General features: G+C 65.7%; 18 protein-coding genes. 5 read left to right on the top strand and 13 right to left on the bottom strand.

From position 1 onward, the window contains the following. Positions 1–29 precede the first annotated feature (29 nt). The 3 genes from mutS to CBP34_RS05765 all read right to left on the bottom strand — a co-directional run bounded on the left by mutS (position 30) and on the right by CBP34_RS05765 (position 4781). Positions 30–2684 (bottom strand): DNA mismatch repair protein MutS, encoded by a 2655-nt coding sequence (gene mutS, locus CBP34_RS05755; protein WP_094097530.1) that lies wholly within the window; start codon positions 2682–2684, stop codon positions 30–32. Between the two features lie 68 nt (positions 2685–2752). Next, entirely contained in the window at positions 2753–3682 is a 930-nt protein-coding gene (locus CBP34_RS05760; protein WP_094097531.1) for an inositol monophosphatase family protein, read from the bottom strand. A gap of 151 nt (positions 3683–3833) precedes the next feature. Next, the gene (locus CBP34_RS05765) at positions 3834–4781 is read right to left on the bottom strand and encodes a hypothetical protein (protein ID WP_094097532.1); all 948 of its coding nucleotides are present in this window, start codon (positions 4779–4781) and stop codon (positions 3834–3836) included. A 262-nt stretch (positions 4782–5043) separates the two neighbouring features. On the opposite strand from CBP34_RS05765, the gene CBP34_RS05770 reads away from it, so the two are divergent. Next, positions 5044–5835: an RNA methyltransferase gene (locus tag CBP34_RS05770; RefSeq protein ID WP_094097533.1), complete on the top strand. Its 792-nt coding sequence runs from the start codon at positions 5044–5046 to the stop codon at positions 5833–5835. Positions 5836–5868: 33 nt separating this feature from the next. Further along, positions 5869–6648, top strand: a complete 780-nt coding sequence (gene cysE, locus CBP34_RS05775; protein WP_086911819.1) for a serine O-acetyltransferase — start codon at positions 5869–5871, stop codon at positions 6646–6648. A gap of 126 nt (positions 6649–6774) precedes the next feature. Here the strand turns inward: cysE and CBP34_RS05780 are convergent, their stop codons facing one another. From CBP34_RS05780 to yjgA, 3 genes are all read right to left on the bottom strand, one after another. Then, complete coding sequence (locus CBP34_RS05780; RefSeq protein ID WP_094097534.1) at positions 6775–7875, bottom strand: NAD(P)-dependent alcohol dehydrogenase; 1101 nt, start codon at positions 7873–7875, stop codon at positions 6775–6777. 107 nt (positions 7876–7982) lie between these two features. Then, complete coding sequence (mog, locus tag CBP34_RS05785) at positions 7983–8576, bottom strand: molybdopterin adenylyltransferase (RefSeq protein ID WP_094097535.1); 594 nt, start codon at positions 8574–8576, stop codon at positions 7983–7985. Beyond that, positions 8569–9246 (bottom strand): ribosome biogenesis factor YjgA, encoded by a 678-nt coding sequence (gene yjgA, locus CBP34_RS05790; RefSeq protein WP_094097536.1) that lies wholly within the window; start codon positions 9244–9246, stop codon positions 8569–8571. The genes mog and yjgA overlap by 8 nt, the downstream gene beginning before the upstream one ends. A gap of 64 nt (positions 9247–9310) precedes the next feature. On the opposite strand from yjgA, the gene pmbA reads away from it, so the two are divergent. Continuing rightward, positions 9311–10753: a metalloprotease PmbA gene (pmbA, locus tag CBP34_RS05795; RefSeq protein WP_094097537.1), complete on the top strand. Its 1443-nt coding sequence runs from the start codon at positions 9311–9313 to the stop codon at positions 10751–10753. Between the two features lie 115 nt (positions 10754–10868). Here the strand turns inward: pmbA and CBP34_RS05800 are convergent, their stop codons facing one another. Beyond that, the gene (locus CBP34_RS05800) at positions 10869–11456 is read right to left on the bottom strand and encodes a TetR/AcrR family transcriptional regulator (RefSeq protein WP_094097538.1); all 588 of its coding nucleotides are present in this window, start codon (positions 11454–11456) and stop codon (positions 10869–10871) included. A 165-nt stretch (positions 11457–11621) separates the two neighbouring features. On the opposite strand from CBP34_RS05800, the gene CBP34_RS05805 reads away from it, so the two are divergent. Next, complete coding sequence (locus tag CBP34_RS05805) at positions 11622–12644, top strand: saccharopine dehydrogenase NADP-binding domain-containing protein (protein ID WP_094097539.1); 1023 nt, start codon at positions 11622–11624, stop codon at positions 12642–12644. Positions 12645–13068: 424 nt separating this feature from the next. Here the strand turns inward: CBP34_RS05805 and CBP34_RS05810 are convergent, their stop codons facing one another. The 3 genes from CBP34_RS05810 to CBP34_RS05820 form a co-directional block, all read right to left on the bottom strand. After that, on the bottom strand, positions 13069–13515 hold the full coding sequence (locus CBP34_RS05810) for a GatB/YqeY domain-containing protein (protein WP_094097540.1): 447 nt from the start codon (positions 13513–13515) through the stop codon (positions 13069–13071). 207 nt (positions 13516–13722) lie between these two features. Beyond that, positions 13723–13935, bottom strand: coding sequence for a 30S ribosomal protein S21 (gene rpsU / locus CBP34_RS05815; RefSeq protein WP_005799779.1), 213 nt, complete (start codon positions 13933–13935; stop codon positions 13723–13725). Positions 13936–14086: 151 nt separating this feature from the next. Then, entirely contained in the window at positions 14087–15325 is a 1239-nt protein-coding gene (locus CBP34_RS05820) for a BaiN/RdsA family NAD(P)/FAD-dependent oxidoreductase (RefSeq protein ID WP_094097541.1), read from the bottom strand. Positions 15326–15397: 72 nt separating this feature from the next. Between CBP34_RS05820 and CBP34_RS05825 the strand changes: the two genes are divergently transcribed. After that, positions 15398–15898 carry an acyl-CoA thioesterase gene (locus CBP34_RS05825; RefSeq protein WP_094097542.1) on the top strand — a complete coding sequence of 167 codons (501 nt, stop codon included), beginning with the start codon at positions 15398–15400 and terminating at the stop codon, positions 15896–15898. Positions 15899–15937: 39 nt separating this feature from the next. Here the strand turns inward: CBP34_RS05825 and cobA are convergent, their stop codons facing one another. The 3 genes from cobA to CBP34_RS05840 all read right to left on the bottom strand — a co-directional run bounded on the left by cobA (position 15938) and on the right by CBP34_RS05840 (position 20695). Further along, complete coding sequence (gene cobA, locus CBP34_RS05830; protein ID WP_094097543.1) at positions 15938–16756, bottom strand: uroporphyrinogen-III C-methyltransferase; 819 nt, start codon at positions 16754–16756, stop codon at positions 15938–15940. Continuing rightward, entirely contained in the window at positions 16753–17682 is a 930-nt protein-coding gene (gene ybiB, locus CBP34_RS05835) for a DNA-binding protein YbiB (RefSeq protein WP_094097544.1), read from the bottom strand. Before ybiB ends, cobA begins: the two co-directional genes overlap by 4 nt. 166 nt (positions 17683–17848) lie before the next feature. Continuing rightward, a complete protein-coding gene (locus CBP34_RS05840; RefSeq protein ID WP_094097545.1) occupies positions 17849–20695 on the bottom strand; it encodes a nitrate reductase in 2847 nt (948 codons plus the stop codon). Positions 20696–21341: the final 646 nt, after the last annotated feature.

Below are 21341 nucleotides of genomic sequence, written 5' to 3' on the forward strand. Positions count from 1 at the left end.
CAGGCTGCGCTGATCGTCTGCCGTGCGCGTCATTGCCCCGAAAGCTTTTTGAGCTGGTACAGCGCATCGAGCGCCTCGCGCGGGGTCAGCGCATCGGGGTTGATGCCGGCCAGCGCCGCTTCCACGGGGCTGGCGCCTGCGCTTTCGGGGGCGGCCGGGGTGGCGAACAGGTCCACCTGCAATTGCCCTTCGCCGGCGCGTTCTTCGAGCGCCGCCAGCGTGTGGCGCGCATGGTGCAGCACCGGCGCGGGCACGCCGGCTAATTTTGCAACCTGGATGCCGTAGCTGCGGCTGGCGGGGCCGGGTTGCAGCTCGTGCAGAAACACGATGTCGGTGCCCGCCTCGGCGGCGGCCACATGCATGTTGACGGCGTGGCGGGCCTTGGCGGGCAGCTCGGTCAGCTCAAAGTAATGCGTGGCGAACAGCGTGAAGGCGCGGGTCTTGTCGTGCAGGTGCGTGGCGATGCCGCTGGCCAGCGCCAGGCCGTCGAAGGTGCTGGTGCCGCGGCCGATCTCGTCCATCAGCACCAGGCTGTGCGGCGTGGCGGCGTGCAGTATCTGCGCGGCTTCCACCATCTCCAGCATGAAGGTCGACTGCGCGTTGGCCAGGTCGTCGGCCGCGCCGATGCGGGTGTGGATGGCGTCGATGGGCCCCAGGCGGCAGCTGGCGGCGGGCACATGGCTGCCCATGCTGGCCAGCAGAGCTATGAGCGCCACCTGCCGCATGTAGGTCGATTTACCGCCCATGTTGGGGCCGGTGATGATCTGCATGCGCGTGTTGGCGTTCAGGCGCGTGTGGTTGGCGATGAAGGCGCCGCTCGATGTTTCAGCCAGGCGTGCCTCCACCACGGGGTGGCGGCCGGCCTCGATCTCGATGCAGGGTTCGGGCACGAACTGCGGCGCGCACCAGTTCAGCGTGAGCGAGCGCTCGGCCAGCGTGCACAGCACATCCAGCGTGGCCAGGGCGTGCGCCAGGCGGGTGAGCTGGGGGATGTGGGGCTGGAGCTGGTCGAGCACCTGCTCATACAGCCATTTCTCGCGCGACAGGGCACGCTCGTTGGCCGACAGGGCCTTGTCTTCAAACGTCTTGAGCTCGGGCGTAATGAAGCGCTCGGCGTTTTTCAGCGTCTGGCGGCGGCGGTAGTCGTCGGGAACCTTGTCGAGGTGGCTGCCGGTCACTTCAAAATAAAAGCCGTGTACCTTGTTGAACTGCACGCGCAAATTCGGAATGCCGGTGCGCGCTTTTTCGCGCGTTTCCAGGTCGAGCAGGAAGTCGTCGCAGTGGGTCTGGATGGCGCGCAGCTCGTCGAGTTCGGCATCAAAGCCGCTGGCGATCACACCGCCGTCGCGCACCAGTGCGGCGGGCTCTTGTGCAATGGCGCGGTGCAGCAGGTTGGTGCAACCCTCGGGCGGCCGCAGATGACCAAAAATTTGAGCCAAATAAGGCTCTGGCGCTTGTCCATTCAGCGCAAGCAGCTCTGCTTTTTGTAGCGTTTTGCCCAGGCCCACCAACTCGCGCGGGCGCACCTGACGCAGCGCAATGCGGGCGGTGATGCGCTCTACATCGCTCACACCCTTCAGTTCCGCCCGCAGCGTGGCCCAGGGGCCCGAGCCACCACCGGCGCCGCCCGCACCGCGCAGGGCGGTGGTGGCCGACAGGCGCTGGCGCGCCCCGGTGCGGTCGCGGCGGGGTTCGAGCAGCCAGGTTTTCAGCAGGCGGCTGCCCATGCCGGTCATGCAGGTGTCGAGCAGCGAGAAGAGCGTGGGTGCATCGTCGCCGCGCAGGGTCTTGACGAGTTCGAGATTGCGGCGCGTGCTGGCGGGCAGGTCGATCAGGTCGTCGCCGCGCTGCACCTGCACGCTGTGCACATGGGTGAGCTGGCGGCCCTGGGTGTGCTCGGCGTATTGCAGCAGCGCGGCGGCGGCGGCGTGGGCCTCGCCCAGGTCGTGCGCACCCCAGGCCTGCAGGCTGGCGGCGCCCAGGTGTTCGAGCAGCTTGCGCGCGCCGAGGGCGCTATCAAACTGCCAGTCGGGCCGTGGGCTCATGGGGCAGGTGAAGGCACCGCCCTGGCGCAGCCGCTGCAACTGCTGCTCAAAGCGCTCGGTCACGCCGGCGCTGTAGATCAGCTCGCTGGGCGCCACGCGCGCCAGCCAGGCGCCCAGTTCGTCCTGCGCGCATTCGGCCAGGAACACGCGGCCCTGCGTGACGCTGAGCCACGCCAGGCCACAGCGCGCGCGCGGCGCCTGGTGCACAGCCAGCAACAGCGATTCGGATTTGTCGGACAGCAGCTCGGTATCGGTCAGCGTGCCGGGCGTGACCACGCGCACCACCTTGCGCTCCACCGGGCCCTTGCTGGCGCCGACCTCGCCCACCTGTTCGGCAATGGCCACCGATTCGCCCATCTTGATGAGGCGCGCCAGGTAGTTCTCGAGGGCATGAAACGGCACGCCGGCCATCACGACCGGTTGCCCGCCCGACTGGCCGCGCTGCGTGAGCGTGATGTCGAGCAGGCGCGCGGCCTTTTCGGCGTCTTGCCAGAAGACCTCGTAGAAGTCGCCCATGCGGTAGAACAGGAGCGTTTCGGGGTACCCGGCCTTCAGGGCCAGATACTGCGCCATCATCGGCGTATGCGCACTAATCAACGCATCCACAAGCTGTTGATTTTGTTCGGTCTTGTCCTGCATGTGCTGGATGTGATTCAGGAAAATTGCAACGGGCTATTTTCCCAGCGCCGTGAATCAGGTACAGCAGTTCAGAACGGTGCGTCTTCGCTGGCAGCGGCGGGGCTGTCGGGCGTTTCGCTGGCTGCGGGGGCTTCTGGCGCGGCGGCATCGTTACCGGCGGCCTGGCGCACGGCGGCCTTGTCGCCCGCGCTGGCGAACTTGCTGTATTTGCCCAGAAGGGGCACCAGCTGGCCGTAGATGCGTGGACTGCCGGCCAGGCATTCGCGCTGTTCCAGGAAGTCGGCCTCGCCGGTGAAATTGCCCACCAGGCCACCGGCCTCGGTGATCAGCAGCGAGCCCGCCGCCACGTCCCAGATCGACAGCCCGGTTTCAAAGAAACCATCGGTAAAACCTGCGGCGACGTAGGCCAGGTCGAGCGCGGCGGCGCCGGGGCGGCGCAGGCCGGCCGTGCGCTGCATCACGTCGCTCATCATGTTCAGGTAGTTCTTGAAGTTGTCGCCCGGCCGGAAGGGGAAGCCGGTGGAAATCAGGCAGTCCTTGAGCTGGGTGCGCTTGCTCACGCGGATGCGGCGCTCGTTCATGTAGGCACCGCGGCCCTTGGTGGACGTGAACAGGTCGTTGCGCGAAGGGTCGTAAATGACGGCCTGCTCGATCTTGCCCCGCACGGCCAGCGCAATGCTCACGCAATACACGGGAAAGCCGTGGATGAAGTTGGTGGTGCCGTCCAGCGGGTCGATGATCCAGACGAATTCCGAATCTTTTGCGCCGTATTCGCTGCCCGATTCTTCGGCCAGGATGCCGTGGCCGGGGTAGGCTGTGAGCAGCGTCTCGATGATGACTTTTTCGGACGCGTGGTCCACCTCGGTCACGAAGTCGTTGATCTGCTTTTGCGAGATCCGCACCGATTCCACGTCAAGGGCCGCGCGGTTGATGATGGCGCCGGCGGCGCGTGCGGCCTTGATGGCCACGTTGAGCATGGGGTGCAGGTTGGACGACATAAATTGTGAGAGAAGGACAGGGGCCTCAGTACAAGGCCTGAACCGACGATGCGGCGACAAGGGGAGAGATTCTACCCGCTGTGCCCAAAAAGCGCCTGGTGGCTGGCATTGCGGCGGGTCGGGGGCATGGTTTGTGCCTAATCCGCTTGCGTCAGGGCAGTCGCAGCCACTGGCCTTCGTGCGCCGTGGTTTGCTGCACTGGCCCGTTGCCCAGGCTGAATTCCACCGTCAGGCGCTTGCGTGCGCCGGGGGCAGGGTCGATGCCGGCGAGGTTATTGTTCACCGGCACTTTCAGCCGGCCATCGCGTACCTGGCTGCGCAGGCGCGCGGTGATGTCCACCTGTCGATAGCCGTCGCCATAGAGGGCACGCTGGACGTTCACCCGCCCGTAGCCGTCGTCGTTGCGCCGACCGCCTTGGTCCCACTGGTCGGCGCGGGCTCCCGTGAGGCGCGATCCGTCGATCCAGCTGCCTTCGGCGAATTCGAGGATCTGGGGCTGGCCACCATATCCACCCATGTGGATCTGCAGGGTTTTTCTCTGGCCGGGGGCCGGATCGCCATTGAACAGATCGTTGTTCAACTGGAATCGCTGATGGCGCTGTGCCAGCTGGCGGATGCGTTGCGTCACATCGAAACGGGATTCCGGCGTGCCGTAGGTGGCCTGCAGGATGGCGTCATGGTCCCGGTCCGCGTTGCCGTATCCGCCGGACTGCCAGCCGGGATTGCCGACGCCGCGGCCCCAGCGGCCGCTGCTCCAGCCCGAGAACTGGGCGCCGTCCACCCAGTTGTACTCGCCGAAATCGAAGGTGTGTGGCTGACCGTCTGGTCCGCGGGCAAAAATGCGCAGTGTTTTGCGCTGGCCAGGGGCCGGGTCGGCATCGAACAGGTCATTGGTAAGCCGGAAGCGCTGGTCTCGGCGTGCCAGTTGCCGCAGGCGGTCGGTCACGTCGATGCTGTACTGGTCGGTGCCATAGACGGCCCGCTGGATCTGGTAGGGGCCTTCGTCGCGCTGGGCCCATGCGGTGGATGACAGCAGCAGAGTAAACACCAGCAGTAGCCAGCTGCCGAATGTTCTGGCGATGGGGTTGGGAGCGTGCATGCGGACTTTGTCGGAGGTGTTGATGGAGAGCGTAAACGCCGTGCCTTGTGTTTCGCCATGACACTGCTGCTGCCTTAACGCCTGAAGCGAGTGGCCAGTGCACCCGATTGAGCGCCGGGAACAGAGTTTTACACCGCCGCAGTTGGTGGGGCAATGTGGACGGCATACATCCACACGGGAGCGGTCCCTGCGCCAGGCCCTCGCGGCCAGCGGCGACAATGGCGCATGCCCCGGTGGCCCGCCGTTCCTCTCTGATTTCGCCATGCGTACCCGTTTCATCCTTATTCAGACCAGCCATGCCGGCAATGTGGGCGCCGCCGCGCGCGCCATGAAAACCATGGGTTTTGACGACCTGGTGCTGGTGGCGCCGCGCTGGCCCAACGTGCTGCGGCGCGAGGAAACCATCCAGCGCGCCAGCGGCGCCCTGGATGTGCTGGAGAACGCACGCATCGTCGCCACCCTGGATGAAGCCCTCGACGGCATGAGCCATCTGTGCGCCACGGCGATGACGCCGCGCGACTTTGGTCCGCCCGCCGCCAGCCCCCGGGCGCATTTTGAAATGCTATTGAAAAAAGAGCGACTAGCGCCAGATGGACAAGCGCTGGAGGCCAAAAATGCTTCAAACCCGGATGCTGCGGCGGCACAATCGGGCGTGGCCTTTCTGTTTGGCTCCGAGCGCTTTGGCATGGCCAACGAGGACGTGTACCGCTGCCATGTGGCGCTTTCCATCCCCACCAACCCCCGGTTTGGTTCGCTCAACCTGGGCGCCGCCATCCAGGTGATTGCCTACGAGTGGCGCCAGGCGCTGGGTGGTTTTGCAGTGCAGGATGCCACGCCCGCCCGCGTGCAGGCCGATGCCGCCCAGGTGGCTGGCATGCTGGCCCACTGGGAACAGGCGCTCACCGGCATCGGATTTCTCGACCCCGCCGCGCCCAAGAAACTCATGCCGCGCCTGAACCAGCTTTTCAACCGCGCGCAATTGAGCCCGGAAGAAATCCACATCCTGCGTGGTGTCGCCAAAGCCATGCTCGAGACGGCACAGGCAAAGCGCTAGACTGCATTTCCATATTCCAAAAACAACCAAGCCATGTTTGCCCGCCTGCGTTCCGACATCCAGTGCATTCTTGATCGCGACCCTGCGGCGCGCAGCACCTGGGAGGTCATCACCTGCTACCCCGGCCTGCACGCCGTGTGGCTGCACCGGCCGGCGCACTGGTGCTGGGGCCATGGCTTCAAGTGGCTGGGGCGCTTTATCTCGCATTGCGCGCGCTGGTTCACGGGCATCGAGATCCATCCTGGAGCCAAGCTGGGTGAGCGCGTTTTCTTCGACCACGCCATGGGCGTGGTGGTGGGCGAGACGGCCGAGATTGGCGACGGCTGCACCATCTACCAGGGCGTCACGCTGGGCGGCACCTCGCTCTACAAGGGCACCAAGCGCCACCCCACGCTGGGCCGCGATGTGGTGGTGAGCGCGGGTGCCAAGGTGCTGGGTGGTTTCGAGGTGGGCGACGGCGCCAAAATAGGCAGCAACGCCGTGGTCATCAAGCCCGTGCCGGCTGGCGCCACGGCGGTGGGCATTCCAGCGCGCATCATCCCGTCCAAGGAAGGCCAGAGCGCCGACGTGACCGAGCCGCACCAGGCGCGCAAGTTCGAGGCCTATGGCATCACGCAGGAGGACGACCCGCTGTCGCAGGCCATGCGCGGCCTGATCAACAACGCATCTTCGCAAGAGCACCAGATCGCGCTGCTGTGGCAGGCCATCGAGAAGCTGTCCGAGTGCGTCAAGACGGGCGATTGCGTGCCCGATGGCGCGGCGCTCAAGGAGCAGTTCGAGGCGGGCAAGCTCAACGACCTGGTGGGCAAATAAGCCGCAGCCCGTTGTCCAAAAAAGAAGCACGCCAGGGGCGTGCTTCTTTTTTTATAGCTGCACACGCTTGATACGCAAGCGCTATCGGCCGGTTTGATTAAAAATGCAGGTCGCAGGCCGGTCCGTTCAGAACGGCTTGATGGCCACTTTCAGCACGCCGTCGCGCTGGTTGGAGAACAGGTCGTAGGCCGCGACGATGTCGTTGAGCTTGTAGTGGTGCGTGACCAGCACGCCCAGGTCCAGGCGGCTTGATGCCACCACGTTCATCAGGCGGCGCATGCGCTCCTTGCCGCCGGGGCACAGCGCGGTGCGGATGGTGTGGTCGCCCAGGCCCGCGGCAAACTGGGCCAGCGGGATGGTGAGGTCTTCGGAATACACGCCCAGGCTCGATAGCGTGCCACCGGGCTTGAGCACTTTCATGGCCTGCGCGAACGTGGTCTGGGTGCCCAGCGCCTCGATGGAGCTGTCCGCGCCCTTGCCGCCGGTGAGCTTCATCACTTCCTCGATCACGTCCACGTTGCGGAAGTTCAGTGTCACGTCGGCGCCCATCTTCTTGGCAATGCCCAGGCGGTGGTCGTTGCCATCGACGGCGATGATGGTGGTGGCCCCCAGCAGGCGCGCGCCCGCCGTGGCGCACAGGCCAATGGGGCCCTGCGCAAACACCACCACGGTGTCGCCGATCTTGATGTTGGCGTTTTCAGCGCCCTTGAAGCCGGTGGACATGATGTCGGGGCACATCAGCACCTGCTCGTCGGTCAGGCCGTCGGGGATGGGGGCCAGGTTGGCCTGCGCGTCGGGCACCAGCACATATTCGGCCTGGGTGCCGTCAATCAGGTTGCCAAAGCGCCAGCCGGCGGTGGCCTTATAGCCATGGCAGCCGCACAGGCCGCGCGCCACCAGGTAGCTGCCGTCTTGTGACGGCGCGCCATCCTGGGCGGCATACGAGTTGAAGTTGGGGCAAATGGCACCCGCAATCACGCGCTGGCCTTCGGTGTAGCCCTGCACGGCACTGCCCAGCTTTTCGATCACGCCCACGGGTTCGTGCCCCACGGTCAGGCCCTTGGCCACGGGGTATTCGCCCTTGAGGATGTGCACGTCCGTGCCGCAGATGGTGGTGGTGGTGATGCGCACCAGCGCGTCGTTCGGGCCTACGTCAGGAATCGGCTTGTCGGCCAGCTCGATGCGGCCTTTTTCAACAAAAACAGCGGCTTTCATCATGGCGGTCATGGTCGTGCTCTCCTTGCGTGTGAAAGTGTCACCTTACGCTGTCCGCATGTCCGTGGCGTGGCGGCGCCTGAGTGGGCTGCTCGGGTATCTGAAAAACGCTTGCGGCCTTAGCGGGCGCGCACCGCTGATTTGGGCCGGAAGGCCTTGCAGACCTCGTCGCGCGTTTCGAGGTAAGGCCCGCCGATCAGGTCGATGCAATAGGGCACAGCCGCAAAGATGCCGGGCACCAGTTGCACGCCGGTCGCATCCTTGAGGCCTTCCAGCGTTTCCGCGATGGCCTTGGGCTGGCCGGGCAGGTTGATGATGAGGCTCTGGTCGCGCACCACGGCCACCTGGCGCGAGAGGATGGCGGTGGGCACGAAGCGCAACGATATCTGGCGCATCTGTTCGCCAAAGCCCGGCATCTCCTTGTGCGCCACGGCCAGCGTGGCCTCGGGTGTCACATCGCGCAGGGCAGGGCCCGTGCCGCCGGTGGTCAGCACCAGGTTGCAGCCCTCGTTGACCAGGGCGATCAGCGTGGCGCTGATGCGGTCCTGTTCGTCGGGAATCAGGCGGGGCTCGAACGTGACGGGGTTGAGCAGGGCGCGGGTGAGCCAGTCCTGCAGGGCGGGCAGGCCCTTGTCTTCATACACGCCGGTGCTGGCGCGATCGCTGATTGAGACGATTCCGATCTTGACCGGGTCGTGGAGCGTTTCACTCATCGTGATCCTCGTTGTCGTCCTCGGGCATTTCTTCTTCTGCACCGGCCGCGCTGCCCAGGTGTTCGCGCACCAGCTGGAACAGCTCGCGGTAGGCCCGGCCCTTGCGCGGGGCCAGGCCCTGCGAGACCTGCACATTGGCGGTCTTGCCCGCCGGCGTTGCATCCTTGCGCGCCTGGCGGATCAGGGCGCGCAGTTGCTGGGTGTCGGTGTCGGGGTGCTCGGCCATCCAGGGGGCCAGGGCTTCGTCGTCGGCAATCAGCCGGTCGCGCCAGTGCTCGGCCAGGTGCAGCGAGAGCTTTTCACTGGCCGAGCCCTTGTGCTGCTCTTCCAGGGCCTGGCGCGCGGACTGCACCAGCTCGGGCTCCAGCTTGCGCATGAGCTTGCCCACATATTGCATCTGGCGGCGCTTGCCTTCGAAGTTGGTAATGCGCTTGGCTTCGGCCAGCGCGTCCACCAGCTTGTCGGGCAGACCCACGGCTTCAAACAGGTCGGTGCGCAGCGTCAGAAGTTCTTTGCCCAGGTCTTGCAGCTCATCGCTTTCGCGCTTGAGATCGGTGCGGCTGGCATCGGGCGTGCCTTTGAGTTCGGCCTTGAGCTGAATGTCCAGTTCGCTGCCTTCGGCAACGAACTGGCCTCGCACAAAGTAGCCTTTTTTGGGTTTGCGTGACATGGGTGGGGGCAAAGAGAGAGGTGGCGCAGCGCGCACCACAGCGGCAAGTATCATAGCCGCCGCTATGAATAAACCCACCAAACGCGCCGCGCGCGCTCCCGGCACTGCGGCCACCGCCCCCGCCGCTGCCCATTCTGCCGTTCCGGAACGCGGCTTCAGCTACAGCCGCCCGTTCTTTGAAGGCCTGGTGGACCGCGCGCTGGCCCACGCCAAGAAGCTGGGCGCCACCGATGCGGGCGCCGAGGCGTCCGAGGGCTGTGGCCTGTCGGTCAGCGTGCGCAAGGGCGAGCTCGAAAACGTGGAACGCAACCGCGACAAGTCGCTGGGCGTGACGGTCTACATCGGCCACCGCCGCGGCAACGCCAGCACCTCCGACTTCTCGGACAAGGCCATCGAGCAGACCGTGCAGGCCGCCTACGACATCGCCCGCTTCACCGCCGAAGACCCCATGGCCGGCCTGCCCGATGCAGACGACATTGCGCCACCCGGCACGCACCGCGACCTCGATTTGTTCCACCCCTGGGCCATCGACAGCGAGCAGGCCGCACGCCTGGCCATGGAGTGCGAAGCCGCCGCCCTCAAGACCAGCCGCCGCATCACCAACAGCGAAGGCGCGGGCGTGTCGGCCCAGCAAAGCCATTTTTTCAGCGCACACACGCGCGGCTTTCGCGGCGGCTATGCCAGCTCGCGCCACAGCTTTTCGGTGTCGCCCATTGCCTCGCTACCCGGCCGCAATGCCGAGATGCAGCGCGACGCCTGGTACAGCTCCATGCGCGACGCGGCCGAGCTGGCCTCGCCCGAGGCCGTGGGCCGCTATGCCGCCCAGCGCGCCTTGAGCCGCCTGGGCAGCCGCAAGATCCCCACCACGCAATGCCCGGTGCTGTTCGAGTCCTCTCTGGCCGCAGGCCTGCTGGGCGGCTTCGTGCAGGCCGTGAGCGGTGGCTCGCTTTACCGCAAGAGCAGCTTTTTGCTCGACTCGCTGGGCAAGATGGTTTTCCCCAAGCACATCGACATTCTGGAAGACCCCTTTGTGCCGCGCGGCAAGGGCAGCTCGCCGTTTGACGAAGAAGGCGTGCGCGTGGCACCGCGCAAGGTGGTGCAGGGCGGGCGGGTGCAGGGCTACTTCCTCAGCAGCTACTCGGCACGCAAGCTGGGCATGAAGACCACGGGCAATGCCGGCGGCTCGCACAACCTGACCCTGACCTCGCGCCTCACGCAAGGCTGCGACAACCTCGACGCCATGCTGCAAAAGCTGGGCACGGGCCTGTTCGTGGTGGAGCTGATGGGCCAGGGCGTGAACTACGTGACGGGCGACTATTCGCGCGGCGCCAGCGGCTTTTGGGTGGAGAACGGCCAAATCGCCTTCCCCGTGCACGAGATCACCATTGCCGGCAACCTGAAAGACATGCTCAAGGGTATTGAAGCGGTGGGTGCCGATGCCTACAACTACGGTGCCAAGACGGTGGGTTCCATCCTGGTCAACCGCATGAAGGTGGCTGGGAGCTGACACCAGGGATGTGGCGCAACCCATACGAACCGCTCCGCAGACGAAAAGATAAGGCCCTCGTTCACTGCGAGGGCCTTTTTGCTTCTGAAGGCTGCGTTGTTCCCGTTGCTCCGCGTTACGCGCTGCCAGCCTGCGCACCCGCCAGCAAGGCCTGCACCGCTGCCTGCAGCACGGGCGTTGCCTCCTCGCCGCTGAGCAGGCCTGAACTCACGAACGCCCCATTGATGAGCACGGCCAACTGGGCCGCCAGAGCCTCGGGCCGGGATACGCCCAGCCGCTCTGCAATGCCCTGCAGGCGGCTGCGCAGCGTCACCATATGCTGCTGCGCCACGCGGCGGGCCGGGTGATCCTGCTCGGCAAATTCGGCTGCCACGTTGATCTGCGGGCAGCCCCGGTAGTTGGAGCGCGCGAGCCGCTCGCCGATCCACTGCATGTGGGCCTGCAGCTCGCCGGCTGGGTCGTCGGCGTGTTGCGCCGCCACCGCATCCCACAGGCCCCAGAAGTCCACGTCCTCGCGCTCCAGAAACGCCACGATGAGGTCGTCCTTGGTGGGGAAATAACGGTACAGGCTGGTCTTGGCCACGGCCGCCTCGGCCACCACCAGGTCCACCCCCACGGCGCGCACACCGCGTTGGTAGAACAGGCTCGACGCCGTGTCGAGGATGCGCTCGCGCACGTCCAGCACGGGCTCGCTGGAGGCCATCGCAGTGCGCCGTGACGCGGGCTTGGAGGGGGCGCCTGGCGCGGTTACCGGGAGGGGATGGGAAAAAGAATGTGCAGCCATGCTTGACATGATACAGACCTGTCTGTAATCTTCAAAAAACAGACAGGTCTGTATCGTCAATTTTTCTCTCCCGAAAGGTTCTCCATGACATCCTCTATTCCTTCCATCGCGGTGTACGGTGCCAGCGGTCATACCGGCCAGTTTGTGGTGCAGGAGGCCCTGCGCCGTGGCCTGCGCGTGGTGGCGGTGGGGCGCAATGCCGCCCGGCTGGCTGCGCTGTTTCCCTCGGGTGTGGAGTGCCGCGTGGCGGCGCTGGACGATCCGGCTGCGCTGGTGCAGGCCTTTGCCGGTTGTGGCGTGGTCATTCATTGCGCGGGGCCGTTCATGGACACGGCTGCACCCGTGGCGCAGGCCGCACTGCGGGCCGGTTGCCACTACATCGACGTCACGGCAGAGCAACCCAGCGCCCAGGCCACCTTTGCCGATTTGCAGGCGCCCGCCGTCGCTGCCGGGCGCGTGGTGATTCCCGCCGCAGGTTTCTACGGCGGCCTGGCCGACCTGCTGGCTAGCGCCCTTGCCGCGCCCGGCCCCATCGACGAGATCACCGTGGCCATGGGGCTGGACCGCTGGTGGCCCACCGAAGGCACGCGGCTGACCGGCGAACGCAACAAGGCGCCGCGCCAAGTGGTGTCGGGCGGGCGCCTCGTGCCCCTGGTGCCTTCGCCCGAGGTGCCGGACTGGACCTTTGCCCCGCCCCTGGCGACCCATGCCATGGTCGAGCTGCCATTCAGCGAAACCATCACCCTGGCGCACCACCTGCAGGCCCACACCATCCGCTCGCTCATCAACCGCTCGGCCCTGGCCGACATCCGCGATGCCAGCACCCCGCCGCCCACAGCGGTGGACGACAGCGGCCGGTCGGCCCAACGTTTTGAGCTGGTGGTGCGGCTGGTGCAGAACGGTGTGGCGCGAACGGCCGGTGTGCGCGGCCAGGACATTTACGCGGTGACGGCGCCATTGGTGCTGGAGGCTGCAGAGCGCCTGCTGGCCCCATCATTCCAGCGCAGCGGGGCGTTGGCACTGGGCGAAGCGGTGGACCCTGCAGATGCGCTGCGGGCGTTGAACGGCCAGGCGCTCGAAGTGTTTGGCGATGTGTTGCCAGTTTGAACGTGAACGGCGCCCCAGCATGCGCAGGCACGGTGGCCGTGTCGCCAGACCAGGGCGAAAATAATCGGGGTCGGATTCCAATTAATCCTTCAAACGTTGTAAACGTTGGATGACCGCTTCTTCTTGGCGTCACCCGCAGCCCCTGGCTGTTAACGGGCGTATCGAACCGACGCCTCGACGTTGCGTGACCCTTAACCCCACGCCATCGCCGCCGCAACGTCCACCCCACCTCCGCGGTCTTTGCCTTGCTCCAGATTCGGCATGTGCGACCTCGTCGTGATGGCGTCCGCAGACTGCGGTAGCGCAGGCGCTGTCGATCACACGAGATTCAAGCAAAAATAGCTGCCAGCGCTTGTCTATCAGGCGCTGGCAGCTATCAAAATAATACTGGCCGTCGTGTGACCAGTTGGGGGCTATCTCTCTATCAGCTCGCCAGCGCGGCTTTCACGGCGGCCGAGACCTGGCCCATGTCGGCCTTGCCGGCCAGGCGGGTCTTGACTACGCCCATGACCTTGCCCATGTCGCCGGGGCCTGCAGCGCCCAGCTCGGCCACGATGGCTTTGACGGCGACCAGGGTTTCTTCGGCCGACATGCGTTCGGGCAGATAGGCTTGCAGCACCGCCATTTCGGACTTTTCCTTGTCGGCCAGGTCTTGGCGGCCTGCGCCTTCAAAGGCGGTGATGGAATCCTTGCGCTGCTTGATGAGCTTGTCCACGATGGCCACGATGGCCACATCGTCCAGCACGACGCGTTCGTCCACTTCCTTTTGCTTCATCGCGGCCTGCAGCAGGCGGATGGTGCCCAGGCGCTCGCTGTCCTTGGCGCGCATGGCGGTTTTCATGTCTTCGGTGATCTGGTCTTTGAGGCTCATGGCGGCTTCCTTTTTTGGTTTTCAAACAGGGAAAAGGGTTTGCCAAAAGGCTTTCTGGCTAGGCGTCAACGCCGCAGGCAGTAGTGCTGCTACGACAAGGCGTTGCAACGACGCCAGAAAGCCTTTTGGCAAACCCGAAAAACAAAAACCCGCGCTTGGCGTCCCTAGCGCGGGTTCTGGGACCCAAGCAGGCTTGGGGTCCGAAGATCAGTACATCTTCTTGGGCAGTTGCATGCTGCGAACGCGCTTGTAATGGCGCTTCACGGCGGCTGCCTTCTTGCGCTTGCGCTCGGCGGTGGGCTTTTCATAAAACTCACGGGCGCGCAGGTCGGTCAGCAGGCCGAGCTTTTCAATGGTGCGCTTGAAGCGACGCAGTGCAACGTCAAAGGGTTCGTTTTCTTTTACGCGGATCGTAGTCATTAGCTAATGGTTTCCAAAATGTTGCTCGCAGAGGGGCTTGGGGAGATCGGGCCTCAAGACCATACGTAGCGGTTTCCCCGTCTGTAACTAGTATTTGGCCGACGGGGCATTGCCAGCAAAGCCGGAGATTATAGCCCGGCCGCAGCAAATTTCAAGCGGGCAGCGCCTGGGCACAGGCGTGGGCGCTGGCCCAGGCCCACTGAAAGTTGTAGCCACCCAGCCAGCCCGTCACGTCGACCACCTCGCCAATGAAGTACAGGCCGGGCTGCGTCTTGCACTCCATGGTCTGCTGGGACAGCACGCGCGTGTCCACGCCGCCCAGCGTGACCTCGGCCTTTTTGTAGCCCTCGGTGCCCGTGGGCGTGAGCTCCCAGCGCGCCAGTTGCTCGGCCAGCCGCGCCAGGGCCTTGTCGCTGGCCTCGTTGATGGGGCGCTGCCAATCGGCCTCGCGCTGGGCCCAGGCGTCGGCCAGGCGGCTCGGGACCAACGTGGCCACCTCATTGGCGATCAGCTTGCGTGAGCGGGCCTTGGCCTGCGCCAGCGCGGCGGGCAAGTCCACCGTGGGTGCCAGGTTGATGGCCAGTGGTGTGCCTTCTTGCCAGTAGCTCGATATCTGCAGCACCGCCGGGCCCGAGAGGCCACGGTGGGTGAACAGCAGGTCTTCGTCAAACGCCATGCGGTTTTTCTTGCTACCGGTGCTGATCTGCACCGGCAAAGCCAGCCCCGCCAGCTGCGCATAGGGGGCCCAGCCCGCACCGTCAAAGGTCAGCGGCACGAGGCCCGGGCGGCGTTCTATGAGCGCAATGCCGAACTGCTGCGCCAGCCGATAGCCAAAGTCGGTGGCGCCGATCTTGGGGATCGACAGGCCGCCGGTGGCAATCACCAGCGAGCGCGCTGCTACCGGCCCGCGATCGGTATCCATTTGATAGCTTCCTGCGCTTTGTGCATCGGCGCCAGGGGCTGAAAAGGCTATTTTTTTGACACCGCAGGGTTGCCAGTGCGTGACGCCACCGGCGGCGCATTCCGCCAGCAGCATGGCGATGATGTCCTCGGCCGAGCGGTCGGCAAACAGCTGGCCCTTGTGCTTTTCATGAAAGGCAATGCCGTGCTTTTGCACCAGCGCGATGAAGTCCGCCGGTGTGTAGCGCGACAGCGCCGAGCGGCAGAACTGCGGGTTCTGCCCCACAAAGTGTTTGTGCGGCGCGGCGGGGTCGAGGTCGCGGTTGGTGAAGTTGCAGCGCCCGCCGCCCGAGATGCGAATCTTTTCGGCCACCTTGTCGGCATGGTCGATGAGCAGAACTCTCAGGCCGCGCTGGCCGGCCTGGGCGGCGCAGAACAGGCCGGCGGCGCCGGCACCGATGACGATGGCGTCGTAAAAAGGAATGGACACGGGGGTGGTGTGGGTCAGAGCGGAAACGGCAATTTTGCCCGGTGAGCGCGGGCGCGCTTCTAAAATTGGTGCATGAACATCCCCTCCCACCAGCTCAGCATGACCGTGCTGATGTCCCCCGACATGGCCAATTTTTCGGGCAACGTGCACGGCGGCGCCATTTTGAAGCTGCTCGACCAGGTGGCGTATTCCTGCGCCAGCCGCTATTCGGCCTGCTATGTGGTCACGCTGAGCGTGGACCAGGTGATGTTTCTGCAGCCCATCCATGTGGGCGAACTGGTGACGTTTCTCGCCAGCGTCAACTACACGGGCGCATCGTCGATGGAGGTGGGCATCAAGGTGGTGGCCGAAGACATCCGCTCGCAGGTGGTGCGGCATGTGAACAGCTGCTTTTTCACGATGGTGGCGGTGGACGAGGCGCGCAAACCGGTGAAGGTGCCGCCCCTGGCGCCTTCCACGCCCGATGAGCGCCGCCGCTGGGACGCCGCACTGCTGCGCAAATCGCTTCGCAAGGAGCTGGCCATGCGCTTTGAGCAGGCACGCCTGGCGCCGGGTGCAGCGCAGCCGGTCTGATCAGCAACTGTGCTGCTTGCTTGCTGCCGCGCCGAGGCGTCAGCCCGCGCGGCGGCGTGCGGCAGCGGGCAGCGCGTGCGATGCCAGCGCCACGCCCCGCACCACATCGCCCACCACGATCACCGAGGGGCTGGCCAGCCCTTCGCGCGTGATGGTGGCGTGCAAACTGCCCAGCGTGGTGATGGCATGGCGCTGCTGGGGCAGGCTGGCGTGCTGGATGATGGCTACGGGTGTTTCGGGTGGCAGGCCGGTGAGCAGATCTTGCTCGATCTGCGCTGCGCCGCTCACACCCATGTAGATGACCAGTGTGAGCCGGGCATCGCGCGCGGTGGCGGCCAGCTGGCGCCAGTCGGTTCCGGCATCGCCGGGCTTGGCGTGGCCGGTGATGAAGACCACGCCGTGGGCATGTTCGCGGTGCGTGAGCGGCGCGCCCAGCGAGGTCAGGCCCGCCAGGCCCGCCGTGATGCCGTTGATGACGGTGACCGGCACACCCGCTGCACGCAGGTGCTCGACCTCTTCGCCACCACGGCCAAAGATGAACGGGTCGCCCCCCTTGAGGCGCACCACGTTCTCGCCTTCGTTCACGGCCATGAGCATCAGCTTTTCGATGAAGGCCTGCGGCGTGCTCTTGCAGCCGCCGCGCTTGCCCACATAGACGATGCGCGCCGTGGGCGATGCGTGCGCCACGACGGCATCGCTCACCAGGTCATCCACCAGCAGCACGGTGGCCGCCTGGATGGCCTTGAGGGCCTTGATGGTGAGAAGTTCCGGGTCGCCCGGGCCCGCGCCCACCAGCGTGCATGTTCCCCCGGAGGTGGCTGGCGGCGGCAGGCTGGTGGCGGGCACGGTGGGTTTCATGGTGTTGGCGATGGGGTCGATGTGGTTTGTGCAGCCAGACGCAATATGTGTTCCACCTGCTGCGCCAGCGCTGCTGGAACGGGCAGGTGGCCGTCCAGAACCTGCCGGGTGTAACGCGCGGTGGTGTCGATGTCAATCTCGGTGGGCAGGCCTGGCACATCGGGCGCGGTGCCGGGTTGCTGCTCTTGCAGCAGCTGGTGCACCCCGGCCACGAAGGCGTCGTAGCGGGGCGTGCGGCGCGGGTCGGCCGCCACCTCGCCTTCGAGGCCGCGCGAGAGCAGGGCGGTCATGTGCATGGCGCCAAAGGTGGCCTGCAGCATGTCGTAATACTCGGGATGGGTGTAGCTGGTCACCACCACGGCGGCGCCCGCGCAGGGGTTCATGATCTTCACGGCGCTGTGCCCCGCGTTGCGCAGCCCCACTACTTCGCGCACGGCCAGCAGGCGTGCCAGGCCGGCGTGCAGGTGCCGGGTATCGATATGGGCCACGCTTCCGGTTGATATTTTTTCAGGAGCTGTTAGCGCAGGAATACCAAGCGCCAGCAGCACATCGGATGCCAAAACCCGGCGTTTTTCGGTGCGCATGCCGTGCAGCAGCACGGGCAACCCCTCGCGCGCCAGAAGCAGTGCCAGCAGCGGCGTCAGCACGGGCAGCTTGCGCGCACCGTTGTAGCTGGGCAGCACGACCAGGGGGCGGTCGCTGGCGGGCAGCAGCGCCATGCGGCTGTGGGTGGCGTCAAGAAAACCGCACATTTCCTCAGCCGTTTCGCCCTTGATGCGCATGGCCAGGCAGAAGGCGCCAACCTCCAGGTCGCTGGCGGCGCCGTCTAGCACCTGGCCGAACAGGTCGGCCGCCTGCTCCCGCGTGAGCGGCTTGGAGCCGCGTGGCCCACGGCCGATTTCCTTGATGTACTGGCTAATGCCCATGGTTTTGGTTGGCGGGATGGGTGAAAAAGGGCTCCAGCGTCGTTATTTCGGCTTGCCGTATGCAAGTACTGTCTGCGCCGAGATGCCTAGCTGGAGCCCAGTTGCACCCATCCTGATGCTGTGGGTGATTGGTTCGCTATTTTCCTTGAGATCAGACAACTTTTGGTTATATGGCGGCCTGCGCCAGCGGCTTGGGCGCCAGCGGCCCCGCGGCGCGCACCATGCGCTTGAGTTCGGGCAGGCACGAGCCGCATTGGGTGCCGCAGCGCAGTTGGCCTTGCAGCTGGGCCAGGCGGTCGTCGTCGGTGCCGTGGCATTGGGCCAGCTTCGCGTTGATGGCGGTGTCGGTCACGTTGAAGCAGGTGCACACCGGCTTGCCGCGCGACTGCACCGCCACGGGTGCCTTGGCGCCGGGCACCAGCAGCAGGCGGCCATAGGTCTGTGCGGGCAGTTCTTCTTGCAGCAGGGTCTTGAGCCAGCCTTCGGCGCTGGTGTCACCCGCCAGCACGATGCCTTCCAGCGTGGTGTTGTCCCCATGGCGTGCCAGCCGCGCCGCGCGGCGCTGGCCGCGCTTCTTGTCGGCGTAGCGCAGCGTGTCGGTGGTGGCCAGGCCCAGCAGGGATTCGATGCGTTCCACCATGGCGTCCGGCGGGGCCTCGTGCGCGGCGGCGCGCAGCAGCACACCCACGCGCTCGCGCCCGGGTTCACCCAGCGGCGTGTTGTTGCTGAAGGGCACACAACTGGTGAACTGGAAGACGGGAAACTGTGCCATGAGTGCGGACAAGGCTTCGCGCGCAGCCAATGCCCTGTCAGCGGGCAGCCAGGCCATGGCCAGTAGCGTCCACGGCAGTTCGGCCTTGAGCACTTTGACGGCGGCGTGTTTCAGCTCGGGCTGTTTGGAGGTGGGGCAGAACGCCGAGGTGGTGAGCGCATTCACGCCCGCCAGCCGTTCGCCGGTGGAGGAGCAGCCGCTCAAGAATTCGCTGCCCCAGTGCATGGCTATGAAGGCCTGCGACAGGCCCAGCGTGGCATCGGCCTGCACGGGCACCACGATGGAGCCGCGCTTGCTGGTCACATGCACGAGGTCACCGTTTTTCAGGCCGCGTCGTTCCATGTCCTGCGGGTGCAGTTGCACGCTGGGCTCGGCCACATGGCCGAACAGGCGGCCCAGGGTGCCGGTGCGGGTCATGCCGTGCCACTGGTCGCGCAGGCGGCCGGTGGTCAGGCTGAAGGGGTAGCGCGAGTCGCGTTGTTCGGCGGTGGGTTGCCAGGCATGTGCTGCAAAGCGTGCGCGGCCGTCGCTGGTGGGGAAGATGCCGTCTTCGTACAGGCGGGCCTTGCCCGAGGCTGCACCCTCAGGCAGTGGCCATTGCTGCGGGCCTTGGGATTCGAGCAGGTCCCACGACAACCCGGTGATGTCCAGGTCGCGCCCGCGCGTGCTTTCGCGGTGTTCGTTCCACACCATTTCAGCGCCCTGGTCGGCGTGGTCGGTGGTGTAGGGAAACAGCGTGGGCTGGCCGGGGCGCAGGCGTGCCTCGAGCTGGTGCGCAAACTGCACCGCAATGGCCCAGTCGTGGCGCGCCAGGCCGGGTGCGGGCACGGCAGTGCGCACGCGGGAAATGCGGCGCTCGCTGTTGGTCACGGTGCCGGTTTTTTCGCCCCAGGTGGTGGCGGGCAGCAGCAGGTCGGCGAATTGCGCGGTTTCAGCCGTGGCAAAGGCCTCCTGCACCACCACGAACTCGGCGCGCTGCAGCGCGCGGCGCACGGTGGCCTGGTCGGGCATGCTTTGCGCGGGGTTGGTGCAGGCAATCCACAGGGCCTTGACCTCGCCATCGGCAGCGGCCTGGAACATTTCTACCGCTGTCTTGCCGGGCTGGCTGGGCACATCGGCCACGCCCCACAGCGCGGCCACTTCGGCACGGTGCTGGGGGTTGGCCAGATCACGGTGCGCGCTGAGCAAATTGGCCATGCCACCCACCTCGCGCCCGCCCATGGCGTTGGGTTGGCCGGTCAGGCTGAACGGCCCCGCGCCGGGCTTGCCGATCTGGCCCGTGGCCAGGTGCAGGTTGATGAGCGCGGCGTTCTTGGCGGTGCCGCTGCTGCTCTGGTTGAGGCCCTGGCAGTAGAGGCTCAGCGTGGCTTTGGACGTTGCAAACCACTTTGCGGCCGTGGTCAGGTCGGCCACCGAGATGCCGCACACCTGCGCCACGCGCTCGGGTGTGGCGTCGCGCACCAGGGCCTTGAGTTCATCGAAACCTGTGGTGTGTGCGGCAATGAAAGCCGCGTCGATCCAGCCCTCCCACAGCATCAGGTGCAGCATGCCGTTGAACAGCATCACGTCGCTGCCCGGCTGTATGGGCAAAAACAGGTCGGCCATGCCGGCGGTGTCGGTGCGGCGCGGATCGGCCACGATGAGCTTCATGCCCGGGTTGGCGGCGCGTGCGTCTTCGATGCGGCGGAACAGCACAGGGTGGGCCCAGGCCGTGTTGCTGCCCACGATGAACAGGCACTGCGCGTGGTTCAAATCGTCATAGCAGGCGGGCGGCGCGTCGGCGCCCAGCGTGCTCTTGTAGCCCGCCACGGCGCTGCTCATGCACAGGCGCGAGTTGGTGTCGATGTTGTTGGTGCCGATCAGGCCCTTGGCCAGCTTGTTGAAGACGTAATAGTCCTCGGTGAGCAGCTGGCCGCTGACGTAAAAGCCCACGGCATCGGGGCCATGCTGTGCGATGGTGTTGGCGAATTTGTCTGCGGCCATTGCCAGCGCTGATTCCCACGGTAGAGGCAGTGCTGCTGCGTTGCGCTGCGCGCGGTGCAGGGGGTGCAGCAGACGGGTCTGCAGTGTGATGGGGCTGGTGGCAGTGAGGTGCAGGGTCGAGCCCTTGGTGCACAGGCGGCCGAAGTTGGCGGGGTGGGTGGGGTCGCCGCGCACACCGGTGATTTGCGCGCCTTCGGATTCGATGATCACGCCGCAGCCTACGCCGCAGTAGGGGCAGGTGGATTTGGTTTCTTGCATGGCGTGGGTTTTGGGTGTTTTTGGGCTCTAGCGCTTATTCATCAAGCGCTGGTAGCTATTTTTTCTGTAGTGTCTATTTTTCACTGGCCGTTCGTGCTGAGCTTGTCGAAGCCGGAACGTGCCAGTTGGGACAGCATGCTTGGTTTCAAGGCGGAGGCCGGGAGTCGCCCGGCATGCGAGTAACTTTCTTTTGCTTCGCCAAAAGAAAGTCACCAAAGAAAAGGCGACCCCCAGTCTGCGACCCCTTCGCTGCGCTACGGGGCGACCTGCGTCGGTGCGGTTGCGGGGTGCGCCGCAGAACTCACTGCGCTGCTGTGCAGCTCCGTTCAAACAACTGCGGCGAGTCAGATCACGAGGCATGCGCGCTTCGACGCGCATGCTCACCCCGCAAGCGCCCCGACGCAGGCGCAGCCAGCAGGGGTTGGACAGCCGAACAGCCGAATATCCACACGGGCCATTGCTTCGCTCGGCCCAGTTTGCGCAGCGCGTGGCGCTTGCGCCTGCGATGTGGGGCCGAGCGCAGCGCAGCGAAGCAATGGCCCGAATGGATGTTGGTTCCCCAGCCCCTCTGTATGTGCCGAGGAGCGCAGCGGGCGGGGTGGCATGTGTGCCGCAGGACACACATGCATCGTGGTCTGACTCGTCG

This window comes from Acidovorax carolinensis, from assembly GCF_002157145.1.
In the GTDB taxonomy this organism is placed as follows: Bacteria; Pseudomonadota; Gammaproteobacteria; order Burkholderiales; family Burkholderiaceae_C; genus Acidovorax; species Acidovorax carolinensis.

Bases quoted from the DNA above. Each gene is read 5' to 3' on its own strand.
- cysE (WP_086911819.1), top strand. From the start codon at position 5,869: ATGTTTGCCCGCCTGCGTTCCGACATCCAGTGCATTCTTGATCGCGAC.
- CBP34_RS05840 (WP_094097545.1), bottom strand. From the start codon at position 20,695: ATGCAAGAAACCAAATCCACCTGCCCCTACTGCGGCGTAGGCTGCGGC.
- yjgA (WP_094097536.1), bottom strand. From the start codon at position 9,246: ATGTCACGCAAACCCAAAAAAGGCTACTTTGTGCGAGGCCAGTTCGTT.
- CBP34_RS05770 (WP_094097533.1), top strand. From the start codon at position 5,044: ATGCGTACCCGTTTCATCCTTATTCAGACCAGCCATGCCGGCAATGTG.
- CBP34_RS05760 (WP_094097531.1), bottom strand. From the start codon at position 3,682: ATGTCGTCCAACCTGCACCCCATGCTCAACGTGGCCATCAAGGCCGCA.
- ybiB (WP_094097544.1), bottom strand. From the start codon at position 17,682: ATGGGCATTAGCCAGTACATCAAGGAAATCGGCCGTGGGCCACGCGGC.
- CBP34_RS05805 (WP_094097539.1), top strand. From the start codon at position 11,622: ATGACATCCTCTATTCCTTCCATCGCGGTGTACGGTGCCAGCGGTCAT.
- pmbA (WP_094097537.1), top strand. From the start codon at position 9,311: ATGAATAAACCCACCAAACGCGCCGCGCGCGCTCCCGGCACTGCGGCC.
- CBP34_RS05765 (WP_094097532.1), bottom strand. From the start codon at position 4,781: ATGCACGCTCCCAACCCCATCGCCAGAACATTCGGCAGCTGGCTACTG.
- mog (WP_094097535.1), bottom strand. From the start codon at position 8,576: ATGAGTGAAACGCTCCACGACCCGGTCAAGATCGGAATCGTCTCAATC.
- CBP34_RS05810 (WP_094097540.1), bottom strand. From the start codon at position 13,515: ATGAGCCTCAAAGACCAGATCACCGAAGACATGAAAACCGCCATGCGC.
- cobA (WP_094097543.1), bottom strand. From the start codon at position 16,756: ATGAAACCCACCGTGCCCGCCACCAGCCTGCCGCCGCCAGCCACCTCC.
- CBP34_RS05825 (WP_094097542.1), top strand. From the start codon at position 15,398: ATGAACATCCCCTCCCACCAGCTCAGCATGACCGTGCTGATGTCCCCC.
- mutS (WP_094097530.1), bottom strand. From the start codon at position 2,684: ATGCAGGACAAGACCGAACAAAATCAACAGCTTGTGGATGCGTTGATT.
- rpsU (WP_005799779.1), bottom strand. From the start codon at position 13,935: ATGACTACGATCCGCGTAAAAGAAAACGAACCCTTTGACGTTGCACTG.
- CBP34_RS05780 (WP_094097534.1), bottom strand. From the start codon at position 7,875: ATGACCGCCATGATGAAAGCCGCTGTTTTTGTTGAAAAAGGCCGCATC.
- CBP34_RS05800 (WP_094097538.1), bottom strand. From the start codon at position 11,456: ATGGCCTCCAGCGAGCCCGTGCTGGACGTGCGCGAGCGCATCCTCGAC.